This is a genomic window from Phormidesmis sp. 146-12, from assembly GCF_052939495.1.
Genome location: NZ_JBJPHS010000006.1, coordinates 53,392 through 79,458, shown reverse-complemented (window position 1 = coordinate 79,458; position 26,067 = coordinate 53,392). Strand labels below are relative to the sequence as shown.

Sequence of the window (26,067 nt, the reverse complement as noted above, 5' to 3'; positions counted from 1 at the left end):
TGGCTATGACTAGAAAGACCATGACGAGAAACTTGCTCAGAAAAATGATCCTGATTGGAGCGATCGTGCCCTGTCTATTGAGCGAGTTTGCTCTAGCAGTCCCTTCAGCGACAACGACACTATCCGCCAAACCAGGTACGGTCAATCAACGACGATCGCGCTTCAATCGAATAGACTTTTCGGATGTTGGCAGACCTCGAAAACGCCGGGGCGGAGGAAGTCGGGGAGCCTGTTCGGTTCCTAATAAGCCACCCATGACGGCTTTAATGCCTGACACCAGTACGGGGTTGACCCTTGCGAAGTCTCCGACCTTCTGGTTTTTTGTGCCGTATACGCTCACGTCCGACTATCTGGTTGAATTTGTACTAAAGGACAATCAAGACAAGACGGTTTACACAAACAAGGCTGTCGGAAAAGGCACCTCAGCCGGGATTGTCAATCTGCGTCTACCGTCTACTGTTGCGTTAGAAGCAGGTAAAGACTATCACTGGTACTATCTCGTTTACTGTGATGCCCAAAACCAGGATAAGTTTGTGTATGTCAATGGGGCGATTCGACGGGTAGAACGCCCTGATCTGGAGAGAAAATTAGCGACAGCGGCCCCTGGCGATCGGGTGGCTCACTATGAGGCGGAAGGCATCTGGCACGAGACCCTGACGGAACACGCTGAACGCCTAAGCGCCTCTCCACAAGATACTAAAACTCGTCAAGACTGGGTAAGTTTGTTGCAGTCTGTTGGATTAGGGGAAGTCGCTTCAGCACCCTTAGTTCTATGATGTCCAAAAATTCTAAATGATGTGTAGGATAGGAATTCTGCCCGTACAGACTTGAAGCCTATCCCACACTTACCACGAAACTAGGATTACTAGAGTTCCAAAGAAATAAGCTCGACTTTATCTAAGAAGTAAGGTCGAGCTTAATATATGTCACCAACGGAGCTAGTAATTAACGATGTGTCCCCTTCTTCCACCAAAAGGGACAGGTGATAAACTAGTCTTTATCCCCCCGAAAATAGCGCTGTTTGTGGCCGCGAGAGCGAAGCTTTTGTTGCTGAACGTTCAGTTGCTCAGAGACTTGGTTAAGCTGATTCCCGTTCCCTACAACACCCGCCGTTTGACCAGCACCTTGAAAAGAACCTTGTTGCTGCTGTTTTTTCCCTTTCAGGTGTCCCTGTCCTCTTTGCTTCTGCACGTTATTTTGAATGATGTACTGGTTGACGACGTTTCCGTCTCCTACGATCGCGGCACTCTGGCTGGTACCTTGAACACTTTCTTGTACTTGTCCCGCTTTGGAGGGCAAGGAAATCATTCCTAAAGCAGCAACCGACAATAGGCTAACAACGCAAGCTTTCTTCAACATTTTTCAGTCCTCAAATAGTATTGACAAATTTCAGCAGTAAAGCTACTTAGCGGTTAAGACGCTCTGCCGGATTGTAGACATCTACCTGCACATTCACTGGGATCTTCACAGTCGGGCCTACCACCCCAGTCACAGGAGAGGAGCCACCTTCTAAGCGGTGCTTACTGTTTCGGCGTTGGATTACTTGATCGCCACCGCCAACATAAAGTTGTGTCCCAGTATGGACACTTGTGTTACCAACACATGCTCCCTTACTCTGCATCTCAACATCATTGGTTTGCTGCACTGGTTTTTTTGAACCCCGGATTGCAGCTTGAACCGAAACGTCAGCTATGACACACTGGGCTAAAGCAGGCGGAGTTGATGAAGATGCTAGCGTTAACATCGCCGAAAGAGAGAGCAGACTGAGGGAGAAAATCTTCAATTCCACATTAAACTCCTTGCTAAAGATTCGGGCACTTTTGGCTAACGACACACCGTTGTAGATGCATAATTCCTCGTTTGAACAACACTTGTACCTGAAACATCTCTCTGAGTGTTATTGTAGCTATAGCTACTGTTGCGACAATTGCTACGAAGATAGCCAGGATAGCGACTATTCCAGTTTCTGGGATACTGGAATTTCGGTAGACTTCGGTATGATCCAATTCCAGAGAGCGGTTTAACTCCTCTAGTTTGGATGTTGATGCTGCCTGTTTCCACTCGAACTCTGGTGTTGTCAGACTGAATATCAATGCCATTAGCATTAGCGATGTTAGACAGTGACAACAAGGCTGAAAAAACCAGCCAAGAAATTGACTTTTTGATGGTCATAATGACACAGTTCCGCTATTCAAGAAAGAACTACGGCTGACGCTTTGGTACACAGAAGCACCAGGTCTCGTGAAAGGTAAAAACCCCAAGCACTGTAAAAGTGCCTGGGCATCTTTTACTCAATGATTAAACCCGTCGTGCGGTGAGACGCAAATCACTCGAAACCCTGTTTCATGAAAGCTCTAGCCTGGCACTGATGGGGCTTCCCAAGTTTTTCACCTACTATCTAACAACCTTCTTGTAGCAGGGTGCGTTTTTGAAAGAACGGCGTTGGATTTGTTGTTGAACGGTAAGCTGTTGATTAGCCTGTCCAACAGAGTTACCGACTCCGACGACTCCGGTAGCTTGATTAGAGCCTTGGTAGCTGCCTTGATCTTGGCTTACAGATGTCCCGCATCCTTTTTTAAGGTTGCCAACTTGTTGCTGGATAGTTGCTTGCCCACTGTGCTGATAAACGCTATTGAAGTCGCCAATCACAGCAGATTCTTGGTTAGACTCTTGCACACTTGATTGTGATTGACCTGCTCTTGCTGATAAGGCAGAACCTGTCAGAGCGATCGCAGACAGTAGACCAATAACAACAGTTCTTTTCAACATTTTAGACTTCCTCTATCTTGGTTTACAGAGCCTAGAAGCACGAGGGATCAACTACAAAACTTCAACGTTTAGCGGAAGCTATTTAGAAAGTAGTTAATGCCAAGCTTTTCTGTCCTCATGTGCAAGAAGACGGGCTAATTTTTTCTTAAGTTCCCCAGTTTTCAAGTAATTAATAGACTAATTCGCAAAGCTTTTGAATAAGAAAAATCGCACTTCTTAAATCTAGTATGAAGATAACAGATATGTATTCACCAGTGGCATAAAAGATGATAGAGAAGAGATTTTTATTTCTGCTTTTAGTGAAGGTTTTAATAAACTAGAGCAAAAAAATATCCAGAAAACGCTTGTATCTTTATGCTCAGTAATTAGACTTTGATCTCTCTGAGGTCGTTCTTACAAGTAGCAAGTGTTTAGATTCAATCAAATGAAAGAATGTCTGAAGCTACTCTACAGCAAAGGTTAGAGCGCTAAGTTTCCTCCTCTCTTCTTCCTAAAAATGAAGGTTAAGGACGTTTTTGATTCGCTTCATAAGGAGGACTTTCTATTTAGATTGACTCAGATATTTAGAAACTTTCAGCTTACTGTTGCTAACAGTTATCAGATATGGTATACGCAGAAATATCTCTGTAAGCGCATTAAGATATAGTTAGTTAAACCAAACAGACTGAGCCGAGCTTGGTCAATATCTATATGAAGAGAAAGAGATTTATATCGGTAGAAACTAACCTCGATCGCTCATCTCTAGAAAAGTGATTATTCTAAATTCAAGAGACTGTCAAATGAAAATCTCTTCGACAAATTTCATAAATTTACGATGTAAAAAACCAAGGTAGATAGAATCTAAGTATTTTGTATTTTTTAAGGAATACCAATAATAAATTGCTTGGCTGAAGAGGTTAAAACCTAATTTTTGACAATTACCAACATATTAAATGGGGCACAGAGCAACTTTGGGCGCGATACCAGAGAGGCTACTCATCGTGTTGTACTGCAAAAGCTATCTCACCTTTGATCTGCTGAGTGGGTTGTTTGATTTCGCCCACCCCTGTACCTGCGGCTGAAGTAAGCATTGGAAGACGGGGCATTGCCAGAGCGAAAAGTGTGTAGCAATGGTGAATGATAGTCAGCGGTTAACCTACAAACATACTCATGTTCGGCTGAAGGGCTACAACGTCGTCTATATGATCGACCAGAATCGCGTATCTGATTTCAACGATCGCCTCATGCTCACGATGGGTGAGTTAGAAAATTTCTACTAAGAAGCGTCTCAACTAGAACAAAAAACAGGTTGGATCTAACTTCTAAAGCATTTCACACAGGAATAAGCAGATTAATGCTGTCAGATAACTCTGTTAGTTCCCAAACGCACGTTCGCTCTGGAATGAGGCAGTCAATGCTTCGGACTGGTCATCAGCAGACAGCACGGTTATGATGATTGGCAATTACACGATCTTAATTATGTCTTAATTGTGTGATCTCTTGGCTCTAAAATGAGCAATAATAGTTCATGTATACAATTCCTCGTCCTTGCTCATCCTGCTAAAGACAGACTTTATTGTTTCTTGTGATATTAGACTACTCAGAAATAATAGAGATACCCTTATTCTGGTCAGTTTGAAGGCTTTTTCAGTAGTTGAATTAGTAAGTTGAACGCTTACCAGAGATCGCACAAAATAAGTGTATATCAAGCGGCAATTTTTGAATGTTTCATCAAATATTTAAGCAAAAGGTCTAATTGATTAAGAGTATTAATTTGCTATTGGCATATACCGGGAAAAGAATAATGATTGGACTCATGGAAACCACGCAGTTTCCCTCCCCGGATCGAAGAGCTTTTTACATCTTTACAGTAGACTTACGCAAAAGTAGCTAGCTCACAACCTGACTGATGCTTTGAGTCTCACCAATTAAACAAACGCCACAGTTCCAAAGGATGCCGCCTAGCCTACCCAGCAAATATGGTGCCTCCTTCCCGTAACGTTTAAGGGACGTATTATATTGTTGTGGCATTGTTGCTTCAAATTGAAAGCCAGCCGTTCTTAACCAAGCAACCTAAGATACAGGTTTCAACTCCTTAGTATTTTGTCTGGAAAAGCGGTTCGCAACCTATAGCCTGAAAGTATCGTCAAATAGTCCGTCCCAGGTGGCATGTTTGAAGTGAAGCCTCAGAAATGATGGCGGAGACAGGACTGTCAGGGCTGAGATGGTTTATTCTCAGAAGTTTTGAAGCTTACTGACCCGACAAGAATCGACGAAGCTAGTCGATTAGTAGTGAGAAAAATTGCTCAAGAGTCAACTCTACCCGGCTTTCGACCATTTTTTAAGAAGATTCCTGAAAATGGGCTGCACTCTAATTGTGCAGATGTTTCTTCCTACTTCCGACTACTTGACGGATGCCATGAGACGAGTTTCCAAGCTTACCATTGCGCCTGGGTGACTACTTCAGTCTCGTACCGAATGGTCACAACATTCATCAGATGAGAAACCAGGCGAGTCACAGCTAACCTATTACATAGAGGAAGGTTGAGTGCAAACTACAACTACACAAGAGGCTTTAGAGCCGAGTCCAAGTGTTCCAGTACCTGAGAAGAGGTCAATAGCAAGACGATTTTTGATCGCGTTTAGCTTCTTTTCTATAGGAGTTGGTGCGATCGCCATGGGTGGGTTGAGCATTTGGTCACGCGCTGGTCAATTCACAATCGACAATGCGATCGTCAATGCTCGAATTACGCGAGTTCGCGCCCCGATCCCTGGGCAGTTCAATGCGGTCTACACCACTCCTGGGATGCAGGTTAAAGCAGGGCAAATTCTCGCTCGCATCAAGCCCAACATGCAGCAAGAACAATCGATCACCGCCCTACAAGCAGAGCGCCAAGCCAACCTCGCTCAACTCACCGCCGCCGAACAGGCACTCGCTCAAACCCAGCAGCAGATTGCTCAACTCAGACAAACTGGAACGACGGTCGTCGCTGCCGACTCAGCGATCGCAGCCGCCGGAGTGGAGGCAAAGCGTTCTGATATTGATGAAGCTCGTGCAGCCGTTAATCAGGCCCGGGCTGTCCATCAGAGGTACGCCAGCCTCGCTGCGGATGGTGCGATCGCTCAGTCCGTTGTGGATGAAAAGAAGTTGGGCATAGACACCGCAGAAGCAGCACTCAAGCGGGCGGAAGCCACCTTGCAACAGTCTCAAACTGCGTTAAACGCTACCCAATCGGGCACCCAATCTAGCGCCTCAGGACTGAGTGTTTCTGATCAGCAAGCGCAACTTGGACAAGTCATTCAAACTCAATCAAGTTTGATCGCAACGCTAAAAGCGCAAGGAGATCGTCTCAATCAACAGTTGAGCCAAATGCAATCTCAGTTCAGCGACAAGCAAGATTTTGTGGTGTCAGCCCCTTTTTCTGGTGTGATTTATAGCGTTACTAGTGAGCAAAGTGAACAAGTCAACCAGCTAGAACCCGTCATGACGATATTAGATTGTCAAAACCTGTGGGTTGAAGGGGTTGTGACTGCTCAACAAGCTAGCCAGATTAACACCCGTCAGTCTGTGCAAGTCAGTTTGTCTGGAGAAAGCGCTCCTTTGAGCGGTACGGTGGAGCTAATGCAAGCAGTCGGGAACACTCCCGTTCCATCAGCGAATTCTCAAGGCACTGATCATCTTAACGTCACTCAGTTACAGGCGTTGACACCTCCAATCAAAGCTGATTTGGCGGGACAAGCATTGATGCGGGTGATTGTTCGCATCCAACCGACCGCGAAAGTAAGCCAACCCCAGGAGTTTTGTGGAGTTGGACAAATTGCCCAAGTGACATTCACCAAAAAGTCACTCAGTCTTTAGGAGATCTCTACAAACGATCTGACCGAAAGGGTGGAGCGATCGCATTCAGCCCACCTTCGCAAATCAGGCGTTCGGTTTTTTCGGCAACAACGGCAACAACGGCAACCCTTATTGAGGCTGTCCCGTTTTAGCCTGCGAGTTTCGGAAGTTTGTGGACAAGTTTGACCGTCCACACGTTTAACTACTAGACAAATTCAGGAGCAGTTAATGAAGATTTTGGTTTGGGGATTGGGTTATGTCGGCACGGTTGTATCAGCTTGCTTTGCTGAAATGGGACATGAAGTGATTGGCGTTGAAACCAATCCGGAGAAAGTAGAAGTATTCAATTTAGGACGTAGCCCCATCAAGGAACCTGATTTGGATCAGTTAATTCAGCAAGGCATTGATGCAGGACGACTAAGAGCAGTGACTTCTGGTAGAGAATATGTGAACTGGGCAGATGTTTCGATGATATGTGTGGGAACTCCCTCTGCGCCCGACGGCAGCCCTGTATTAGACTACATTGAGAGTGTCGCCAGGGATATCGGTAAAGGAATGCGAAACAGCGATCGCTATCATACCGTTGTTCTCCGCAGTACGGTCTTTCCTCATGTAACGCGCACTCAGTTGTTGCCGTGGCTAGAGAAGTATGCTCAGAAAACCTGTGGTCAAGATTTTGGTTTAGCAATCAATCCAGAGTTTCTGCGCGAAACCACAGCAATCAAAGATTTCTATGCACCCCCTTATACAGTAGTTGGTGAGCTAGACGATCGCTCTGGTCAAACGGTGGCAGACTTGTACACCAGCATTCAGGCTCCGATCTATCGGATTGGCATCGAAGAAGCCGAACTGATCAAAGTCGTAAACAACTGCTTCCACGCCCTCAAGATTGGCTTTGCAAACGAGATTGGTCGCTTGTGTGGCCCCCTTTCTCTGGATGCCAACGTAGTCATGAACATCGTCTGCGCGGACACCAAACTCAACATTTCCGCCGCCTACCTGCGCCCCGGTTTTGCCTTTGGAGGCTCCTGTCTGCCCAAAGATTTGCGATCGCTCACCTTTAATGCCCGTCGCTTAGGCAGAACTTTGCCTATCATGGAAGCGGTTCTCCCCAGCAACGAGCTTCAAATTGAAGCGGCTCGCCTCAAGATTCACGAACACAATCCCCGTAAAGTCGCAATTCTGGGTCTAAGCTTTAAGACTGGCACCGATGATCTGCGCGAAAGCCCGGTAATCAATCTGATTCGTCAGCTTTGGGAAGACGGCGTAGAACTGGCAGTCTATGATCCCGATGTGCAGCTAGACCGCATGGTAGGAGCAAATCGCGCTTACCTCGAACGGCAGCTACCTCAAATTCCTCAGATTCTCAAGAGTGATCTGCACGAAGCACTTAGAGGTGCACAGGTGGCTGTGATCACTAAGGATCTTGACTCTCTACAAGGGTTATTAGGTAGCACAGCGATCGTTGATCTGGCTCACCTCAGCGAGATTGTCTCTGCTGACCCCGAAGCGGTTTCTATTGCAGTCGCTGACCCTGAAGCAGTTTCTGTTGTCGTCGCTGATGCGGAAGCAGTTGCGGCCTGAGCCACTCAGTGTATACACAAGTTCTCTGCAAACATCGCTCCGTTTCAGGCGGCTTCAGCCCCCTAAATCCCCCAAAACTGGGGGACTTTGAACCTTGTAAATTTGCTGAAAAGTGGGAAGTCTCCCTGCTCAAAGTCCCCCAGTCTGGGGGATTTAGGGGGCGAAGCGTTCAGCGATGACCGATCGGAAGACTTGTGTGTACACGGTAGCCCCAAAAGGAGAGGGAACAAGACTTTTGGCTCCCTTCTCCCTGGGGAGAAGAGTTGGCGAGGGCTTCGTTCCACTTCGTGAGGAGAGCAATTCATTCCTCAACTAAGCAATGCCAACAATGAGTATCTGGGAGAAGACGATAGTGTTCGCTTTCAGACTAACGCTTGCATCCAAGGAGCTTGACAATGCAACAGTCTCTAGAGTCTAGAAGATTTCAGAAGCGGATTCAGCAGGGGTTGAATCTACTTTGTCTGCTGCTCCTCTCAGCTTTGGGGCTGTGCGGTCTTTATCTATTGCGCGATCCCGATCGCATTCAACAAGCCGGATTTTGGGCCGTTGTTAGTGCAGGTACATTGGGAACTTGGCGCTGGTCTTGGTTTGGGCTACAGGCGATTCGTTCTCGCTTGTATGTGTACTGGGTCTTTCCTCAGTGGCGCAAACGGGCGAATCGGATGGATCAGCAGGAAGTACCCTCGGTGGGCATTGTGGTGCCGACCTTTCGAGAAGAACCTTGGATTACAGAGCGAGTATTTGGCGCGATCGCTCGTGAAGCTCAAACGCTTTCTAAACCGCTCACCCTGGTCGCTGTGACCACCGCCGAAGAAATGATTGCGATCGCCGAGATTTTGCGGTCGATCGATCCCGATATGCGAATGATTCACTATGTGCCGCTGCTCGATCCTGCAAGAGGAAAACGGGGCGCATTAGCGATCGGGCTACGGACTCTAGCGCAGCAGTCTTCTCGCCCTGACATTGTGGTCTTGATGGATGGAGATGCCATCATTTCAGAAGGTGCCGTGCGAAAGTGCTTGCCGTTCTTCAAGCTGTTTCCCAAACTGGGCGGACTGACAACCGACGAGAAAGCAACCGTTGATGGCTCTAAAGTTTTTGGAGAGTGGCTAGACTTGCGCTTTGCTCAACGTCACCTTTACATGTGTTCCCATTCCCTCTCGCGCAAAATCTTGTGTCTGACAGGTCGATATTCGCTCTATCGTGCCGAGGCTGCTTTAGATCCTTCTTTTGCAGATTTACTAGAAAATGACACGCTTCAAGATTGGTTATGGGGCGAGTTCAAGTTTCTATCGGGGGATGACAAAAGCACTTGGTATTGGCTGCTAAGAGCCGGATACGACATGATCTACGTTCCAGATGTAATAGTGGAAACCCTGGAAACCGTGACTGGAAATGTGCCGATGCGAATGTACCAGAATATGCGGCGCTGGTTTGGCAACATGCTGCGAAACGGAAGCCGAGCAATGGCGCTGGGCCCGGCGCGAGTCGGTGCATACACCTGGTATTGTCTCTTAGATCAGCGCATTAGCTTTTGGACTGCCCTAGTTGCACCGACCTTGATGCTGATTTATCTTATTCAAGGCAACTGGATTGGCTTAAGCTTGATTGTCAGTTGGATTTTGTTTACTCGACCGCTCCGGCTATTAGTATATCAGTGGCAGCGAGAAGCCATGCTCAAGCCGATTCATGTGCTGCACGAACTGCTGTCTCAGTGGAGTTCTTCGCTGGTCAAGATTTATACGCAAATGAATCTGGCGCAACAAAAGTGGTCAAACCGAGGCAATCAAAGTCGATCGGTCGCCGGAACCGGACTCAAGCGCTGGATGAAGCTGGGAACTTCCCGATTTTTGTTAGCTGCTCAAGGATTTACCTTTGTGATTGCGCTGCTTTGTCTCGTAGGCTATCTTTCTCCCCAAGTCGATATTCAAGCTTGGTGGTGGAGGCAACACCATCGCACCGTTGAGCAACCCATACAAATTCTGCAAGCCACGGACTATGGGGTGATCTCCAATGATGATCTCGATGATGCCCCGGCTCTTCAGAAACTGTTCGATCGCTTGCCCCCTCAAGGACGCATTCAGATCAATCTACCCTCCGGAGAACTAACCCTTTCGCAACCACTAGCGCTGAATCGAAGTCAGACGGCTCTCAAAGGTCAAGGACAATCCCGTAGTATTCTGCATTTAGTTGCAGGTGAACCAGGTGCGATCGTCATGATCTCGCCGCCCAACAAAGCACAGTCACTAAAAGACATAAAACTTTCTCATCTAACATTGCTCAAAGACTCTACAGAAGACGCTTTTCTAATGGTGAAACGGGTCAATCAAACCTGGTTCAGCAATCTGCAATTTCAGGGTAGCGGCACTCATGCGCTGATATTACAGGAGGTCAAGGATACCCATTTAGAATATCTTGCATTTGATGGAAGCTTTACTCAGACCCCGATCGCTTGGCGCAATGTGACTCCGGCTGAAGCCCCGATCGTCTCTTCTAGCTCTTTTCAATAAAGCAAAGCAATCTACTCAAAAAAGGGCCAAAACCTCTTGTTCCCTCTCCTTGGAGAGAGGGCTAGGGTGAGGGCGGAATATTCATCCAGGAAGTTTAGCCTTGTATCCTTTCTTTCTTGGTCACACCTATGGTTATCTCACCCTCCAATGCAACTTTTTCTAGTCTCGCTAATACAGACCTGACAACTGCTGGGTTGCTGACCTCTGGGCAATCCTCCCTGCTGCAAACGCCTCTCACCCAGAGCAGACTTGCCGCCGCCGCTAGCCCGATCGCTGATAACACGCTAGAAACTGCTCAGGATCTCGGTACATTAGACAGTAAAGTATCGCTCACCGATGCAGTAGATAGCACCGATCCCGTAGATTCTTTGAAGTTCAGTCTCGGCACTTCTGATGCAGTTAGCCTGTTCTTGAATGGCTTGAGTGCAGGCTACACAGTGGATCTATTGGACAGCGCAGGAACCCTTCTGCAAAGCTCAACCAACAGGGGCACGACTTGGACACTCAACTCCTCAACCACAGGCGGGTCGGTCACGTCTTCCCTCACAGCAGGAACTTACTATGTCAGAGTGACTCCTGCTACCATTACCGGAAACCCAACTTATGCTCTTCCGGGTTCCTACACAGTAAATCTACAACGCCATAATGCACCCAACACCGTTACGGTCGCTGCCAGCAACTCCAACAACCGCGAACTGGCTGATTTTGTGGCATCAGGCACGAATGATCAAGACATCATTGAGCAAGCGATCGCTCAAGTCGGCACTCAGGGCGGCGGAACCATTCTCCTATTAGAAGGCACCTACAATATCTCAAACAATCTGGAAGTCCTCTATGATAACGTCACCCTGTCTGGAGTGGGTTGGAAGTCAACTTTGAGATTGGTCGATAATGCTCAACTAAGAAATGCCGGATTGTTACGATCAGCTTTTCCGAGTGAGGCGCAAAATATTCAGAAGCCTTTCTTCTCAAACCAGAACTTTCTGCATCTATCACTAGATGGCAACAAAGATGGCGGCGCAAGTTTTGAGAACAGCTATGCAAACTTTGGGACTTATGCCGACAGTAGCTTTGTCGATATTCGGGCACACGACTTTGCCCACTATGGGTTTGACCCTCACGAAAACTCCGATGCGGGTGTGCCCACCGTCCGGTTAAGCATGGTCGGAAACTTGGCGGATCACAATGGAGTCGATGGATTGACGATCGACAATTGTCTCGATTCTACCTTCAGCAGCAACATCATTGATGCCAATGGTCGGCATGGAATCAACGTGGTAACGGCTTCTAAAAACAACTTAGTTAGAGGCAACATCGTCACCAACAATGGGGGCGTTGGTATTATTGTTCAGCCAGGTAGCGAAACGAGTAGAGCCTCTGATGCAAACCGTCTACTCAACAACACCATTCGCGATAATCAACTATCTGGTATCTTAGTTCAACTCTCCAACGAGACTGAGATCATAGGTAACATCATTCAAGGCAGTGGTGAGCATGGAATTCGCCTCAGAGGAGTCAGCAACTCTACCGTTTCCAACAACCTGATTGCTGATAACGGTCTTTCCCTGACCAACAAGTTCCACGGAATTTACATGGATGATTATGTAGGCACAAGACCTGAAACTCCTGCCTTTGTGGCCTCTACGCGCAACCTAGTAAAGAACAATACTATCCGTTCTCTCACAAACAGCCACCGCAACGGAATTGCCGAACGCAGCGTCAGTGATGACAATAATACTTACCAGGACAACCTCATCACAGGCACGACCAGAAGCCCGATCGTCGTGCTTGCGCCCAACTCCAAAATTATCACGACTCCTGTTGTTGTGACACCCGTAGATGTCACTCCTCGCCCAACTCAAACCGGAGCAGCTAACCCACTCTCAGACAACACCCTGGAGACTGCGGTTGATCTCGGTGCAGCAGATCGTCTGCAATCAGTGACAGATTTCGTCGGCAGTAGTGACCCGCTCGATTATTTCAAATTCAGTCTAGGAGTTTCTGATGCGGTGAGCGTGTTCTTGAATGGGCTGAGTGCAGGATACCGCCTGGATCTGCTCAACAGTGCAGGAACGATTCTGCAAGACTCGATGAACAGTGGCACTGTTTCAAATAGCAGTTCCTCAGCGACAGGAGGTTCGGTCACATCGTTCTTAGCGGCAGGCACCTATTACGTCAAGATCACACCTACTGCCATCCTTGGAAATCCTGACTACGCCCTTCCGGGTTCCTACACCTTCAATCTAATGCGCCACAACGCTCCTAACACCGTTACGATCTCCGCTAGTAACTCTGTAAATGCAAATCTGGCGGACTACATAGCGACAGGCACGGCTGACCAAACTGTCATTGAACAAGCGATCGCAAGCCTGGGATCAAAGGGTGGTGGAACAATTGTGCTAATGGAAGGCACCTACAATATCTCCGACAATGTTGAAGTGCTTTATGATAACGTCGTCCTGACGGGAGTTGGCTGGAAATCGGTACTGAGATTGGTCGATAATGCCCAGCTAGAAGATGCGGGACTGTTGCGATCGGCTTATCACACCGAAGCAGAAAACCAAGTCAAAACCTTCTTCTCAAATCAGCACTTCCGGCACCTGTCGCTAGATGGTAACAAAGACGGTGGCACCAGTTATCAGAACAGCTATGCGAATTTTGGCACCTATGCAGACAGTAGCTTTGTCGATATTCGGGCACATGACTTTCCTCACTATGGATTTGACCCTCACGAAAACTCGGCGGCGGGTGTGCCTACTGTCCGGCTGAGCATGGTTGGGAATCTGGCGGATCACAATGGAGTCGATGGATTAACGATCGACAATTGCCTCGATTCCACCTTCACTCACAACATTCTGGATGCCAATGGTCGGCATGGAATCAATATCGTGACGGCTGCCAAAAATAACAGTGTGAGAGACAACGTCGTCACTAACAATGGTGGCAATGGAATTACAATTCAACCCGGTACAGAAACTAGCAGAACCTCTGACGCAAACTCTATTGTTAACAATGTGATTCGCGGCAATAAGCTGTCTGGCATCTTAGTTCAACTGGCTGCTAACACCAAAGTTGAAGGCAACACGATCGTCGGTAATGCTCAACACGGCATTCGTCTGAGAGGATCAACCTTCACGACGATTACTAGCAACACCATTGCCGACAACGGAACCGCAGCACCAACCACTTACTACGGTATCTATCTGGATGACTTTTCTACAGGTGGAGTCAAGTCATCTACCAACAACTTAATTCGGAACAACACCATTCGCTCTACCACAAACAGTTACCGCAATGGAATCGCCGAACGCAATATAAATAACGATTACAATGTCTACGAAAGCAACACAATTTCAGGATTTACGAGAACAGCGATCGCCCTCCTTGGCACCAACTCTAAGATAATTACCTCGCCTGTAGCACAATCCCTGATGAGTAACGACTCAAGCAAAACACTCAACTCCTCGGTAGTGCCATTTGAGTAAGGACGGAGAAAAAAGGGCATTGCTGAGTTCTGAGGTTCACTATCATCCCCAACCCCTCTACTGACCAGCGACTTATCGGTTATGGAGCTACTTAAGGGTTCCCCGTCTAATCTGTTGATACCCGGCAGAGTCTAGTAGCAAAATTACGGCTCCGGGAAGGCTCAACAGCCAACTTAATGCGGTAATAGTTAGAGAAAGTAGGAGGGCTTGTTCTGCGGCTAACCCTACGCGACTAAACAAATAGACCCACAAGCTTTCTTTGACTCCTAACCCTCCCAATGAGATAGGAAGCAGCGTGACGACCACCACGATCGGAATGAAAACGAGCAGTTCTAAGTAGGAGACCGGAATTTTAAGCTGTTGAGCAACGAGATAGTGGTAGTACACGATCGCTAGCTGGAGTAACAGGGAAAGCCCCATAGACAATGCCAGAGCGCGACGGTGTTGAGCGAACTTTCTTAAGAGGATTTGAATTTTGGCAAAGCGATCGACAACTCGCCCTAGCCGAAATTTTTCTAACCAAGGCTCAACCCATATCAGTAGTTTAGGACTCGATATGAGTAGAACTGCTCCCACCAGTGCGCCAACGCAGGACATAAATAGCAGAATAATATCCCAACGTCCTACTAAGCGAAAGGCGGGCGGCAATCCTAATACGGCAAGAGCGGAGAGTGCTGCCAAACCTGTGAATCGTTCCAGAAAGACGGAGACTAGGGCGACTTCTGGATCTTTTGTGATCTGAGCAACCCGGTAGACTCGGTAAGCATCCCCTCCCAACGCGCCGGGAAGAAAGATGTTGAGAAACATTCCCGCGAAGTAGCTGCTGAGTAGATGGCTCATCGGAACGGAATGATTGCTGGATTGAAGGACAACACTCCAGCGCAAGCAACTTAACCACTGACAGCCTGTGTAAAAGAGCAGCGCCAGCAGAATAAACTGCCAGGAAAGGTGCTGAAACTGAGTCCAGGCTTGATAAAAATCGATTTGAGTTAAGACAAAACCAAGCAGTGCTAGGCTAACAATTGTTTTCAGAACGGTGACTGGCTTTAGTTTCACTGGCTTTAGTTTTATCGGGTTGCTGAGAGTGCGATCGCGGCTCGATCAATGGCATCGTTCAGTTTTTTCACCCCGAAAATTTGTTCGTTAACATACCAGCCTGCAAAGCGATCTCGTTCTGCTGCTTTCAGGGTTCGCGGCATGACTCTAGCTGCTTGCTTTGCTTGCGCGAGGTACTTGATTGTTTTTCGTTGATTTGGAAGAGACTTGAAAGCATGGGCAAGCGAGTTTAGAAGCTGATTTGCTTGCTGCATGAAGTCGGCCTGCACACACAGGTTATCGTTGAAAAATGTTTGACCTTGTGGATCTAAGGTCTTATTCAGTGCATCACAGTTTGACAGTACCGATCGCAGCTTTTTGATTGATCCATCCGTGCCCTGAATAATCGCATCTACTTGGGTCTGACCATTAGCAGGCTCAATGCGGTAGAAATCTGGGCGATCGCTCAATGGGTTGGCTTTTAGTTGGCTGGTTTGAATGTGTTTGAGCAACGCTTCGCTGGCGTGTGAGATGCGGAGGTCGTGAAAGAGATATTGTTGACTAAAGCCAGGAATGTCTCCTTGTTTTTGCTGCCAGTAAGAGGCAAAAAAGTCCTTGTAGAGTGAGGCGATTTGGTTGGCATGTCTCGCACCAAAATAGCGATCGCAAAACTGTTTCACAAAGACATCCGACTTGTATTCTGTAAAGTTCCACATCATCTGGGCGTTGGCCGCGATCGTTAAAACAAATTCCCGCACATTGCCCACATTGACGATCGAGAATTGCAGGGGTTGTTGGGAGGCGGACTGAGCAATGCGGAAATTTTGCTCCATTTTCCAGGGGCTTTCAGCTTGAGCCAAGTGCGCTCCGGAGGAGGTAAATTGGAAGTTCATGTAGTAGCCGATCGGCTGGTTGGGGGGAGCGATCGTGCCTCTTAGCTCGACTCCAGGAAAGTGATCTCGGTTGTCTGAAGAGAATGTCCAAATCAGACTCGGTTCTTCTGGTAGTCGGAGTAGTTGTTGAGCAAAGAGCTTTGAATTTTCGGCGTAAAGCATCGTTTGCATTACCGGGTGTGCTTGATTGGTAATCTGTTTCAGCAAAGTGATCTGTCGTAAAATCATCTCCTGGATTACCCTGGCGCGGCTCGCATCCTCTTGAGGTGCATCGGGCATTGCGTCATAGAAGGCTTGATCTTTGGCTCCCCGAAAGCCAATTCCCCACACCATTTCAAACTTCTCGCGCAGTAGTAGATTGATGTGGTAAGTCCAGAACTCATCAAATTTTTCGCGGTTCGCTAAGGCAAGTTTCGGAGGCTCTTGTTGCCGAACTAACTGCCAGTACTTGTCCCAATATCTGAATGACCCCAAATAGGGAACCGTGATGGCGAGTCCACGATCGCTGGCTTGACGCGCACGCTTCAAACCTGCTTGGGGTGAGGGATAATCTCCTATGTCTTCTCCGACATTAGTCACATTGAGCTTTAGCCGCAGCATGGTTTCAAAAATCACGTCGTCTGCGTCAATCGTTGGGTTGGTTTTCTGCCAACCTCTAAGTAAATCTTTGTTGTTGGGAAACCATGCCCGCCAAGTAACATGGGGCGAACCAAACCGCAAGTTAGTACTTCGGGGAATGGTAATTTCTGTTTTCTGCTGAGGTTTCCACGAAGCCCAGAACCAAAGTGGAGGAACCTCCAGGAACCGTTCAGAAAAGGTGTAGATTGCATAGATGGTTCCTCGTGTGTCTGTTCCTTGTAAAACAATCCGGGTAGCCCCTCCAGCCTCTTTCACCATAATGGAATGTGCTTCCGTCCCTACTAATGTTGAATCAGCCGTTTGGGAACCATTGCGCGTGATCACGATCGCGTCACGATCGCCCAAATCTGAGGCACTGGTGACGATCGGTGATTCTTGCCCAAACACCGTTTGTAGATCTCGCTGGAGGTCTTTGACGGCTCTTTGAATGGCTCTATCTTGTCCAGCATCTATTAGAATGGGCACTCCTGGACTGATTTGAATATCAGCAGATGTGGCTGCATCAATGCTCGGAAAAAGGCTGATCACCAGCGTTACTAAGGCTGCCAGAATCAGAGTATTGATCCGATTTCTGCGATCGAAAACTTTGTTAAACATTGAGAATATTCTCAGATTTTAAGCCTTCAGTTCTGAATTAACGTCAGTTCGACAGAAGTGGTTTGCTCCGCGCTCTTCGAGATACCCGCAAGGGGTTGTGAATTCGGGAAGCCTCCTAAATCCCCGAAAATTGGGCGACTTCAAGCCAAAAACTCTAGTTCAAAGTCCCTCAGAATGGGGGATTTAGGGGGCAGAAGCCGCTGAGAACGAAGCAAAAAAACTCGTCGAACTGACGTTGAATTAGTAAGCACCCAAATCTCTACCCTGATTTTGAACTCGCGGCAGTACTCCATCGTCGCGCTGCCACAATCGCAGCCTCGCCCCAAAGGTTTCCATAACAGGTTGACCGATCGTTTCCAAATATTGAGAAACTTCGGGCGTAAAAGCATTGTCTTTTGCATCATCAAGGTGAATCCACACCCGTTTAGCCTGCTCTAGAATGTGACTCACCTGATCTAAATTGCTGATAATCACACTACGACTGACGCGATCGATCATCCGTCCATCGCGAAAATAGAGAGCATCTACAGGTAAAACGGATGGGAAAAAGTAATCTAATCCGCCTAGCACGATCGCGGCTCCCGATGGGGTTGGAGAAATCACGACATCCCCTGGCTGTCGGCGATCGTGAACATATTCAAACACCTCAATGTTTCGTCTAATCAGCGAATCGTGATAGCTGGCTAGCACCCGACCAGGTTCAATATTGCTAATTAGAATCAGGGCAACGCCAGCGATCGCAATCTGTCTCAATGGCAGTAACCCTTTTAAGATGCTCTCAAATCTTCGCCCCAAGCTTTCTAGTAAGCAAACCGCACTGTGAACTGCTAGTGTGATCAATAAGGGATAAACCGGGAAGGTATATCGGGGAGTGATCTGATAGAGCAAAATCGTCACACTCAAGACATAGAGTAGCGTTAGGCTAAAGAAGAAAATTAACTTTCCATCCCGACGCTTTAGAAAGTAGGCAAACCCTAAGAGAAAGAAAAGACTATAAATTGTATACATGCGGCTGGGGCCGACAAACAGGCAAGAAAGAAAACCAGCAATGTCTCGCAAATGCGGCTTTAAATAAGATTCTGTGCCAGAAGATAACGCAATCCAGGGCGTTAAACATTTGATCGAAAAGAAGATGATGTTGTAGACATAAATTGACATCACCGTTGCGCTGCCTACCAGGATCGTCCAGTCGGTTGACCAACGAAATGGTCGATAAAAGAACAGAAATCCAATTAGAAAGCAAGGTAATAGCGTAATGGTGACTTCTTGACTGAGCAATGTCAATGTCACAGCAATAAAAAATATATATTGATAGCGTTTCCCTTCGCGTTCAATGAATCCTTTGTAAAACGACCAAAATGCTACCAGGCTCATACATTGCAACACCTGGTAAAACCGAATAAATCGGGAATACCAAAGCTCCCAGGGGTCGATCGCTAATAGCGCCGTCACCACGAGAGCTACCCAAACTTTTCCAGTGATTTGGCGAGCGAGGACAAAGGCAACCACTAGCGTCGCAGTTCCCCAAAGCGCAGATAGCAAGCGAACATTAACGGCAGAATTTCCTACTAGTTGCAGCCAGAGCGCCACCATATAGTGATAGAAAGGGGAACGGGTATACCAAATGCCAGATGTAGCTTCAGGAGCGCCTGTGCGAAGAATTCCACGAATCGCATCAAAGGAAATACTCTCATCGGTGTCTAGCGATTCAAACCCAATCTGATAAACCCTAAGTACAAATCCAATGATGACAATCACACTCAACCACCCCCACTGATTCCAGTTAGAGTGTGTTCTGAATAGCGTTTGAAATCTGTTTACAATGCTCGATCGTCTGAGGTTTAGTGACGATCGCCCACCCATCGGCAACCGAATCATTGCAACACTAACGCCGAGGTAAGCTAAGATGGCTCCCGAAGCCCACGATACCGCCATTCCACCTGTCAGACTCCAGCCCACAAACAGAATCACACCGAATAAAAACCACAGCGTCCAGGAAGGACAGATTTCTAGACCCGATCGATGCGGATTTTGCGACAAGGAATGTAGAGACGTTGCAGGAAACGCCTTTGCACGGGTAGCACTTAATTCAACTAAACCACTTAATTCAACTAAACTACTCTGCGGGTTTTGCCGTCGTCTCATCTGACTCCACAGCAGTATCAAGACCCCAATTCCCATAAATCCTAAAAAGACGAGCGCAGGACTTTGAGACTGGGCGAAGAGTAGCCCTCGTTCTGACTCGGCATATCGATGTTTGAGTAACCCAATGCCGATCAGAAACAAGGTTCCGGGTAGCAGCAGTCCTGTCCCTGCGGTAACGCTATCCCACCCGCTAAGACGACCCAACCAAAATCGACCGAGACCCCAGGCAGCGATCGCGACAATCCCTGTTGCTCCTAATTGCCAGAGACTTTGATGCCAAAGAAAACTGGGATAGTCGAGCAGATAAGCATCGCCTTCAAAGGTACGTTTAAAAGCCTGCGGGACTGGCGATTCTAGCACTGTGGCAGGCTGACCTTGACCTAAACCCTCCGCCCAACCCAACACAGGCTGAGGTAATGCAGTCCAGGTATTATCGGTAGCGATCGTCGCTGTGATCTCTCCTCGATCAGTCTCAACCCAACCGTCTAGAAAAAATCCTAATGCACCGTTTGGGGTGAGCGCGCCATTGCGTTTGGTAGACCAGTCTGGATCAAGAGGACGAGCCAACCGTACTGCCAGTGTGTTAACACCCGACTTTAGGAGGTTTGTCACTTCATAGAGGTGTAACTCGTTGCCATCATTCGCCCCAAATCGATTCATCAGCCGACCATTGAGCAACAATGCATACTCACCATCTCCCGCCACCCTTACAAAGGCACGCTGCCGCACCTGGGGAGTCTGCCAATTGCCTCTCAGCCATACCTCTCCTTGTGTACTTTCCCGACCAGTGATCCAATTTCCTTCCAGAAAGCGATCGAACAAATGACGACTCAGCCGACTATAGGTCGGTGCTTGAACGGGTGCGATCGCTTTCGCTGCTGCCCAGTGCTGATCGGGAAACTCTGGATCAAACCACCGCAGTCCATGATGATTTTCTGCCAAGGTAGAGATTTTCCAGGGAGTTGCTCCGGTGCTGAGGTCGATCGGGTCGCTTCCTTGTGTCGGATAGACGGCTCCCTCAATGACCACACGCGGATTTTGGCGATTCTTTTGAATGGCTAACGCGATCGTATTGCTGCCGGGACGTAGATAATTCGTGAGATCAATATAGGTTGTTAATTTCCAATCGCGAGTATTACTCAGCGCGTAGAAAGCTCCACCATTGCTACGATAATTAATGCTGTCATTGACATTTTGAAACGGTTCACTCAACTTACTCGCAAATCCGAGAGAGTTATTAACGGTGCTGACTTCTTTAGCAATGTCTTTACCATTCACATACAGAACAAAATCATTATCTGCACTCAGCTTTAGCCAGCCAGCCTGAGCATCTTCTGCTAAGTCAAAGCTGCGACGGGCGTAAAACGAGTAACCCGGCTCCTGGGAACCAATCCATTGTGTCTCAGCAGACCAGGCAACCCGATCAACGGGAGCAGGCGGTTTGTCCCAAAGCACAAAGCTCAACATTCCTAGTAAGCAACCCAGAATCACAATGAGTGCTAACGAAAGCCAACGATCGCTGTGTTTCATAGCTAACCTCCCTCATCAAAGGGGTGCAAGGCTTCTTCATTGATCGGTTTATCCCAGGCGGTGTTGTCGATCGATTGGCGATATTGTTTCCAGGCTTGCTTTAAATCGCCGTTGTGATAGCTCGCCCAGGATGAGTGCAAATAGGCTTGACCCAGTAATGCAAAACTGGGCTTGTGAAAATGGCTGAGATCTTGGATCAACTGTCGCGCCACCCGTGATGACTGGTCAAATTCACCATTGACGACTCTGGCTAACATCAAGTCATACATTGCTTCGAGGTGTCCTGGAAAGATCTTCAATGCGGCTTCAAAGCGATCGATCGCCGCTCCAGGCTTGCGGTTTTCACCCTCGTTGAAGTAGTTTACGCCCTGGTTGACGATCGCCGTGGCAAGGTACTGTCTGGCAAAAAACTGGTCGGGTGCGATCGCTAAGGCGCGCTGAAAATAATCTTCTGCTTTGAGATAATCTCTCAGACGATAGCGTTCTAGCCCTTTGGCAACGTTGATCAGAGCTAGATCAGGTTCGCCATCATAAAATCCGGCTGCTGCCCTACGCTGAAGAAATTCTTCATCACCTTGCAAGGGTGGATACCAGGCGGCTAATGTTCGGCTGATCGTAACAACGGAGTGATATTCGCCTTTGGCAAACATTGTGTCGAGTTGACGATTGATCAGGTTGGGCACGAGCAGGGAGAAAGCAATGATGCCAGCGACTAGACCCACCCAGGGCAGCACTTTGCCCATATCAAATAGAAAGCGATCGAGCGTTTCATCAGCCAGTCCCAGGTAGAAAGCCATTAACCCGATCGCCAGCCCGATCGTTGTAAACACCCAGCCTTGACCAATAAAACCAAAAAAGTGATTGCTATAGCCCAAGCCTCTTGTCCAAATTTCATCCCATAAGGACAGTTGAAAAAATCGACTATCTTCAATGGAGAAAAACGTCGATGTGATGGGACTCGACTGCTCCAGTGAAATGTTTTGTTTCCACTGCGATTGCACCTGAGAAAAATTAACTTCGACGTGCTTGTTAATCTGTTGTCCCTGTTCATAGTAAGCTTTCGCCACTAGAGTCACCGTGGGAGAGAAAGTAGTAACAAGATACGGAACGAGTAAAACTGCAATGATACCGCTCCAGAAAAATAAACGCGGCGCACGATCGATTCTGAGCCGGAAAACAAACGCAAATCCGATTAGTGCAAATAATGCAGCGAGAACTTTACCTGCATTGATGACAGAAAGATTAATTCCGAAGGCTTCTAGCGCATGGGGCGGCAAATTATACCAAGGCTCGATCGTTCCTAGAACTAACGCAAACGAACCGACGAGCAAAGTGATCCGCTCTCGGTTAAACCAGTTTAGTTGTTGGAGCAAAATCTGCATTGTTAATTAACTGTTAATTAATTTGAGACGGTTTTGCTGGCATTAGCTGCACTTCCAATCGATCGCCAGGGTTTAAGGCTCTCGGCAAGAGAATCACCTCGTCTCCCGGCAATAAACCTGCTAAGACTTCTCGTTGATTGCCCGCTAATCTCCCTAGCTTCACTTTCTTAACTACAGCTTGACCTGACTCAGGCACCATGACCATGCTTTCCCCACCTGATAAGTGAGTCACTGCCTTTTCTGGAATAAACAACCCTGCCTTACCCCGATCGAACTGCACATACCCCTGCAAACCAGAAGGCATCTGGAGATTGTCAACAGCCACCCACACAGAATAGGTGTATTGTCGATCGACACTGACCTTGTTTGGTTTTCCAGCTTCTGTTTCCACCGTGCGATTAAGCCGGATCACGCGCCCTTTGTAAGTGCGTCCAGGATAGGCAACCAGGCGAACCGTTGCCACATCGCCCATTTTGATGGCATTCAATCGCGCCTGATCAACAAATGCTTTGAAAACAACGCCTTCCTCTAGCTTGATCAAGGGGTCACGATCGCGCATATCCGCTAATTCACCAGCATGGATATTGACCTGACTCACTAACCCATCACTGCTAGCATAAATCACTGTGTTGCTCAAGTCTCTGATTGCCTCCTGGAGAGCGATCTTACTGTTTTGCAGCGTTAGACGAGCCGCAGTTATTTCTTGCTCGATCGTGGTTTGGTCAAGCCGTCTCGCTACTTGAGCAGCAGCCAGATCGCTCTGGCGAGTAATCACAAAGTCTCGATTGTTAAATCGCTGGGTTTCGGTGTTCACAACCCCTTGTTGTGCCGACAGCAATTCTTTTTTGCGCGTGGCATAGATGTCTTGCATGTCATACAACTGAAACTTAGAGATAGCTCCCTGCTTCGCCAAAGGTTCAAGCTGTTGCAATTTTCTTTCAGCCGTCTTCAATCTGACCTGAGCCGCTTCAACATTGTTCTTGAGTTCTCGTTCTGCTAGAGAATCAATCTGGCTCAGTTTCGTTCCAGCCGCGCTAAGTCTGGCTTGGGCTGCCATAATGCTCCCTTCTCGCTCCAGCATTCTTTCTGGTGCAGAAACTTGTAGAGAACGCAGGTTTTGTTCAGCATTGGCCAGATTGTTGCGGGCACGATCGACCTGAGCCGCAAAGGGAGCCTTTTGTAGCCGAAGGAGTGGTTGACCTCGACGCACCTGTTGTCCTTCGACCACATACACCTTCTCAACAGGTGATGATAGTAGCGGACGAATGTTGACGGCTTGCAGTGCTGCTGATTCCCCCGGTGCTGCGACGCTTTCCTCTACGCTTTTTAGCCCTACCGATGCAGTTTGTACTTTAATCGGGTCGCCCTTGATGCGTTGCAGCGCTGGATACCCCAAGCGGGAACCGTAAAATTTAGACTCTGGATTTTGCAGAGTCGGCAACAGTACGGTGACAGTGAGCGCACCCATGAGGCTTGCAGGCGCAGCAACTAAAGCACTCAAAATTAGACGGGAGGGAAGTTGGGATTGCATCATTCTCGATCGCAGGTAACAGAACTATCAGAATCAGAAGCATTCGTTAACGCGGTACTAAACAGGGATTGCCACAGGGGAACAATGCGCGACCAGCTAAACCGAGTTTGCACATCGTTCAAACCAGCGCGTCCCAATTCTTGAGCCGACACGGGATCTTCTAAAACAGTGAGAATCGCTTGAGCCAGCGCCACCGGGTCTTTTTCAGGAATGAGCCAACCCGTTTTACCTGAGCAAATTACATCCACGATGCCGCCAACTGCACTGGCAATTACGGGCTTTTCGTGAGCTAACGCCTCAATCAGGACAATTCCCAAACCTTCGGTGTCACCTTTACTATCGACGATCGCAGGCAACACAAAGACATCACAAGTTGCATACTCATTCGCCAGTTCTTCTTTCGTGACGAACCCTAGAAAGTCTACAACGCCTTCCAAACGCAAGTCTTTGCATTGAGTGCGAATCTCTAGTTCCAGAATGCCCTTGCCGACAATTCGCAACCGAACCGATTGTTTTGCGAGTACGATCGGGAGTGCTTCCAGCAAATATCGCAGTCCTTTGCGCTCGTCTAATCGACCGACAAACAAGAGTCTGGGAGGTTCTTCGGGCGATCGGGCTTTCGGAGCTTTGGCTTCAATCGTCAGACCGTAGGGCACGATCGTCACTTGCCCATCATAAAGTTTGCGAACTAACCCTTGAGTAAACGAAGAATTGGCAGTCACTCCTTTAGTCATCGGCAGGAGCCAACGTAGGATTGTTGCCACGAAGCCAAACTTGTTCGCCAACAGCAGTTCGCCGCCGTGAAAGCAGAACACCATCGGAATGCCCAAAAGTTTACTAGCAGGGAACGCCATCAACCCGTGGGGAAATGCCCAATGGACTTGCAGCAAATCTGGTTTTTCTCGACGGCACATCCAAAACACTTGCCAGGTTCCTAGTAGGATGTATAGCGCAGCAACCAATAAGTAGAGCGGTTGCTGTTGCAGCTTAGTCGGAGCGCCATCCCGTACTAGGTTCTCAAACTGTTTGATGCAATAGCGGAAACGATAAACCTGTATTCCATCCAGCCAATAGGATGAACTACCCTCGTAGGCAGGGGCAAACACTGTGAATTTAGCTCCAGTGGGTTGCAGACGCAGATTTGCTTCCCGCACAAAGGCACCATGATGACCATCAGACGTGAGCGGATAAACCGATGTCATCACTAAGATGTGTTTGTCTCGAAGACTGGTCATTATTGTTTCGCTAGCCATCCAAGCCGCTCCAGTTTCATCGGTGTGAGTACACGACCTTCCGATTGAAACCAACACCAGACCTTAAAGAAATCGATCGCCGATGAAATCAACCGTCCGCGACCAAATTTACTCTTTCCAGAATGGCGCGGATGCCAGGGTGTCGGCACTTCGACTACGCGACAACCCCAACCTGCCATGACTGCCAATGTATAGCGATGGGTGACAAGTTCTAATGGCAAAGTTGCCAATACATCTCGCCGCACCAACTTGATCCAGTTCATATCGTGAATGCCTAAGCCAAATATTCGACGACAGGTAGCGTTTGCCAGACTAGATGCACGGGTCTTGCCATCATTTCGGTGTTGTCGCCAGCCCGCTACAGCATCCACTCCAGGCACACAGGCTTCTAACAGCAATGGGAGATCCGTTTGAGGATCAGATTCGAGATCGGCTTGTCCCCAGAAGATCCAATCTGTAGTAGTATGCGCGAGGGCTGTCTTCAACACACCTGTCACACTCCGCCTGTGAGGATGACGAATCACGTTCAAAAAGGGGTATTGCTGACTCAAAAGCGCCAGAACACTCGGACTGTCATCGGTGCTGCCATCGTCGATGACCAGGACTGGCAACGTGAAGCCAAGCGCTTTGAAAGCTTGATCGATCGAGATCAGCAGCGGTTCCAGGTTGCCCTCTTCATTGAAGGCAGGAATGACAACCGTAACAGACTTGCTTTTAAGCGGAGGTAAAGGCGAAAAACACGCAGGACTTTCTACTAGTAATGTCATAGTTTAGACCTCCTGAATTTCTCAGGAAAGAGGCTCCGTCCCTGGGTATCGATCGGACGGGCTGATCAATCATCACTCTGGTAGATTCCCATTTACCTTTGCTTTGCTTGCCACTTCAATTCACTCTTTA

General features: G+C 47.9%; 16 protein-coding genes. 6 read left to right on the top strand and 10 right to left on the bottom strand.

Going from position 1 to position 26,067, the window contains the following annotated elements; genetic code table 11:
* The first annotated feature begins 5 nt into the window (after positions 1 to 5).
* Positions 6 to 776, top strand: coding sequence for a DUF928 domain-containing protein (locus tag ACKFKF_RS04620; RefSeq protein ID WP_446866603.1), 771 nt, complete (start codon positions 6 to 8; stop codon positions 774 to 776).
* 214 nt (positions 777 to 990) lie between these two features.
* On the opposite strand, the gene ACKFKF_RS04615 is transcribed toward ACKFKF_RS04620, so the two are convergent.
* The 3 genes from ACKFKF_RS04615 to ACKFKF_RS04605 all read right to left on the bottom strand — a co-directional run bounded on the left by ACKFKF_RS04615 (position 991) and on the right by ACKFKF_RS04605 (position 2,769).
* The gene (locus ACKFKF_RS04615; protein ID WP_446857863.1) at positions 991 to 1,359 is read right to left on the bottom strand and encodes a hypothetical protein; all 369 of its coding nucleotides are present in this window, start codon (positions 1,357 to 1,359) and stop codon (positions 991 to 993) included.
* A 46-nt stretch (positions 1,360 to 1,405) separates the two neighbouring features.
* Complete coding sequence (locus tag ACKFKF_RS04610) at positions 1,406 to 1,789, bottom strand: hypothetical protein (RefSeq protein ID WP_446866602.1); 384 nt, start codon at positions 1,787 to 1,789, stop codon at positions 1,406 to 1,408.
* 605 nt (positions 1,790 to 2,394) lie between these two features.
* Entirely contained in the window at positions 2,395 to 2,769 is a 375-nt protein-coding gene (locus ACKFKF_RS04605) for a hypothetical protein (protein WP_446857866.1), read from the bottom strand.
* A gap of 1,109 nt (positions 2,770 to 3,878) precedes the next feature.
* On the opposite strand from ACKFKF_RS04605, the gene ACKFKF_RS04600 reads away from it, so the two are divergent.
* The 5 genes from ACKFKF_RS04600 to ACKFKF_RS04580 all read left to right on the top strand — a co-directional run bounded on the left by ACKFKF_RS04600 (position 3,879) and on the right by ACKFKF_RS04580 (position 14,165).
* Positions 3,879 to 4,028: a hypothetical protein gene (locus tag ACKFKF_RS04600; RefSeq protein WP_446866601.1), complete on the top strand. Its 150-nt coding sequence runs from the start codon at positions 3,879 to 3,881 to the stop codon at positions 4,026 to 4,028.
* Between the two features lie 1,268 nt (positions 4,029 to 5,296).
* The gene (locus tag ACKFKF_RS04595) at positions 5,297 to 6,607 is read left to right on the top strand and encodes an HlyD family secretion protein (RefSeq protein ID WP_446866600.1); all 1,311 of its coding nucleotides are present in this window, start codon (positions 5,297 to 5,299) and stop codon (positions 6,605 to 6,607) included.
* A 207-nt stretch (positions 6,608 to 6,814) separates the two neighbouring features.
* On the top strand, positions 6,815 to 8,170 hold the full coding sequence (locus tag ACKFKF_RS04590; RefSeq protein ID WP_446866599.1) for a nucleotide sugar dehydrogenase: 1,356 nt from the start codon (positions 6,815 to 6,817) through the stop codon (positions 8,168 to 8,170).
* 395 nt (positions 8,171 to 8,565) lie between these two features.
* Entirely contained in the window at positions 8,566 to 10,680 is a 2,115-nt protein-coding gene (locus tag ACKFKF_RS04585; RefSeq protein ID WP_446866598.1) for a glycosyltransferase, read from the top strand.
* Between the two features lie 128 nt (positions 10,681 to 10,808).
* Positions 10,809 to 14,165, top strand: a complete 3,357-nt coding sequence (locus tag ACKFKF_RS04580; RefSeq protein ID WP_446866597.1) for a right-handed parallel beta-helix repeat-containing protein — start codon at positions 10,809 to 10,811, stop codon at positions 14,163 to 14,165.
* Between the two features lie 87 nt (positions 14,166 to 14,252).
* Here ACKFKF_RS04580 and ACKFKF_RS04575 read toward each other — a convergent pair whose 3' ends face one another.
* The 7 genes from ACKFKF_RS04575 to ACKFKF_RS04545 form a co-directional block, all read right to left on the bottom strand.
* On the bottom strand, positions 14,253 to 15,221 hold the full coding sequence (locus ACKFKF_RS04575) for a lysylphosphatidylglycerol synthase transmembrane domain-containing protein (RefSeq protein WP_446866596.1): 969 nt from the start codon (positions 15,219 to 15,221) through the stop codon (positions 14,253 to 14,255).
* An 11-nt stretch (positions 15,222 to 15,232) separates the two neighbouring features.
* Positions 15,233 to 17,329, bottom strand: coding sequence for a glycosyl hydrolase 115 family protein (locus tag ACKFKF_RS04570; RefSeq protein WP_446866595.1), 2,097 nt, complete (start codon positions 17,327 to 17,329; stop codon positions 15,233 to 15,235).
* Positions 17,330 to 17,569: 240 nt separating this feature from the next.
* A complete protein-coding gene (locus ACKFKF_RS04565) occupies positions 17,570 to 21,004 on the bottom strand; it encodes a glycosyltransferase family 39 protein (protein WP_446866594.1) in 3,435 nt (1,144 codons plus the stop codon).
* 2 nt (positions 21,005 to 21,006) lie between these two features.
* Complete coding sequence (locus ACKFKF_RS04560) at positions 21,007 to 22,386, bottom strand: tetratricopeptide repeat protein (RefSeq protein ID WP_446866593.1); 1,380 nt, start codon at positions 22,384 to 22,386, stop codon at positions 21,007 to 21,009.
* Positions 22,387 to 22,399: 13 nt separating this feature from the next.
* Complete coding sequence (locus tag ACKFKF_RS04555; RefSeq protein WP_446866592.1) at positions 22,400 to 23,917, bottom strand: HlyD family secretion protein; 1,518 nt, start codon at positions 23,915 to 23,917, stop codon at positions 22,400 to 22,402.
* Positions 23,917 to 25,170, bottom strand: coding sequence for a glycosyltransferase family 4 protein (locus tag ACKFKF_RS04550; RefSeq protein ID WP_446866591.1), 1,254 nt, complete (start codon positions 25,168 to 25,170; stop codon positions 23,917 to 23,919). The genes ACKFKF_RS04555 and ACKFKF_RS04550 overlap by 1 nt, the downstream gene beginning before the upstream one ends.
* The gene (locus ACKFKF_RS04545) at positions 25,152 to 25,937 is read right to left on the bottom strand and encodes a glycosyltransferase family 2 protein (protein ID WP_446866590.1); all 786 of its coding nucleotides are present in this window, start codon (positions 25,935 to 25,937) and stop codon (positions 25,152 to 25,154) included. Before ACKFKF_RS04545 ends, ACKFKF_RS04550 begins: the two co-directional genes overlap by 19 nt.
* Between the last annotated feature and the right edge of the window lie 130 nt (positions 25,938 to 26,067).

Excerpts from the sequence above, each read along its gene's own strand:
- ACKFKF_RS04620 (WP_446866603.1), top strand. The coding sequence starts at position 6 with ATGACTAGAAAGACCATGACGAGAAACTTGCTCAGAAAAATGATCCTG.
- ACKFKF_RS04605 (WP_446857866.1), bottom strand. The coding sequence starts at position 2,769 with ATGTTGAAAAGAACTGTTGTTATTGGTCTACTGTCTGCGATCGCTCTG.
- ACKFKF_RS04550 (WP_446866591.1), bottom strand. The coding sequence starts at position 25,170 with ATGGCTAGCGAAACAATAATGACCAGTCTTCGAGACAAACACATCTTA.
- ACKFKF_RS04565 (WP_446866594.1), bottom strand. The coding sequence starts at position 21,004 with ATGAAACACAGCGATCGTTGGCTTTCGTTAGCACTCATTGTGATTCTG.
- ACKFKF_RS04615 (WP_446857863.1), bottom strand. The coding sequence starts at position 1,359 with ATGTTGAAGAAAGCTTGCGTTGTTAGCCTATTGTCGGTTGCTGCTTTA.
- ACKFKF_RS04600 (WP_446866601.1), top strand. The coding sequence starts at position 3,879 with ATGGTGAATGATAGTCAGCGGTTAACCTACAAACATACTCATGTTCGG.
- ACKFKF_RS04590 (WP_446866599.1), top strand. The coding sequence starts at position 6,815 with ATGAAGATTTTGGTTTGGGGATTGGGTTATGTCGGCACGGTTGTATCA.
- ACKFKF_RS04570 (WP_446866595.1), bottom strand. The coding sequence starts at position 17,329 with ATGTTTAACAAAGTTTTCGATCGCAGAAATCGGATCAATACTCTGATT.
- ACKFKF_RS04555 (WP_446866592.1), bottom strand. The coding sequence starts at position 23,917 with ATGCAATCCCAACTTCCCTCCCGTCTAATTTTGAGTGCTTTAGTTGCT.
- ACKFKF_RS04545 (WP_446866590.1), bottom strand. The coding sequence starts at position 25,937 with ATGACATTACTAGTAGAAAGTCCTGCGTGTTTTTCGCCTTTACCTCCG.
- ACKFKF_RS04560 (WP_446866593.1), bottom strand. The coding sequence starts at position 22,386 with ATGCAGATTTTGCTCCAACAACTAAACTGGTTTAACCGAGAGCGGATC.
- ACKFKF_RS04585 (WP_446866598.1), top strand. The coding sequence starts at position 8,566 with ATGCAACAGTCTCTAGAGTCTAGAAGATTTCAGAAGCGGATTCAGCAG.
- ACKFKF_RS04580 (WP_446866597.1), top strand. The coding sequence starts at position 10,809 with ATGGTTATCTCACCCTCCAATGCAACTTTTTCTAGTCTCGCTAATACA.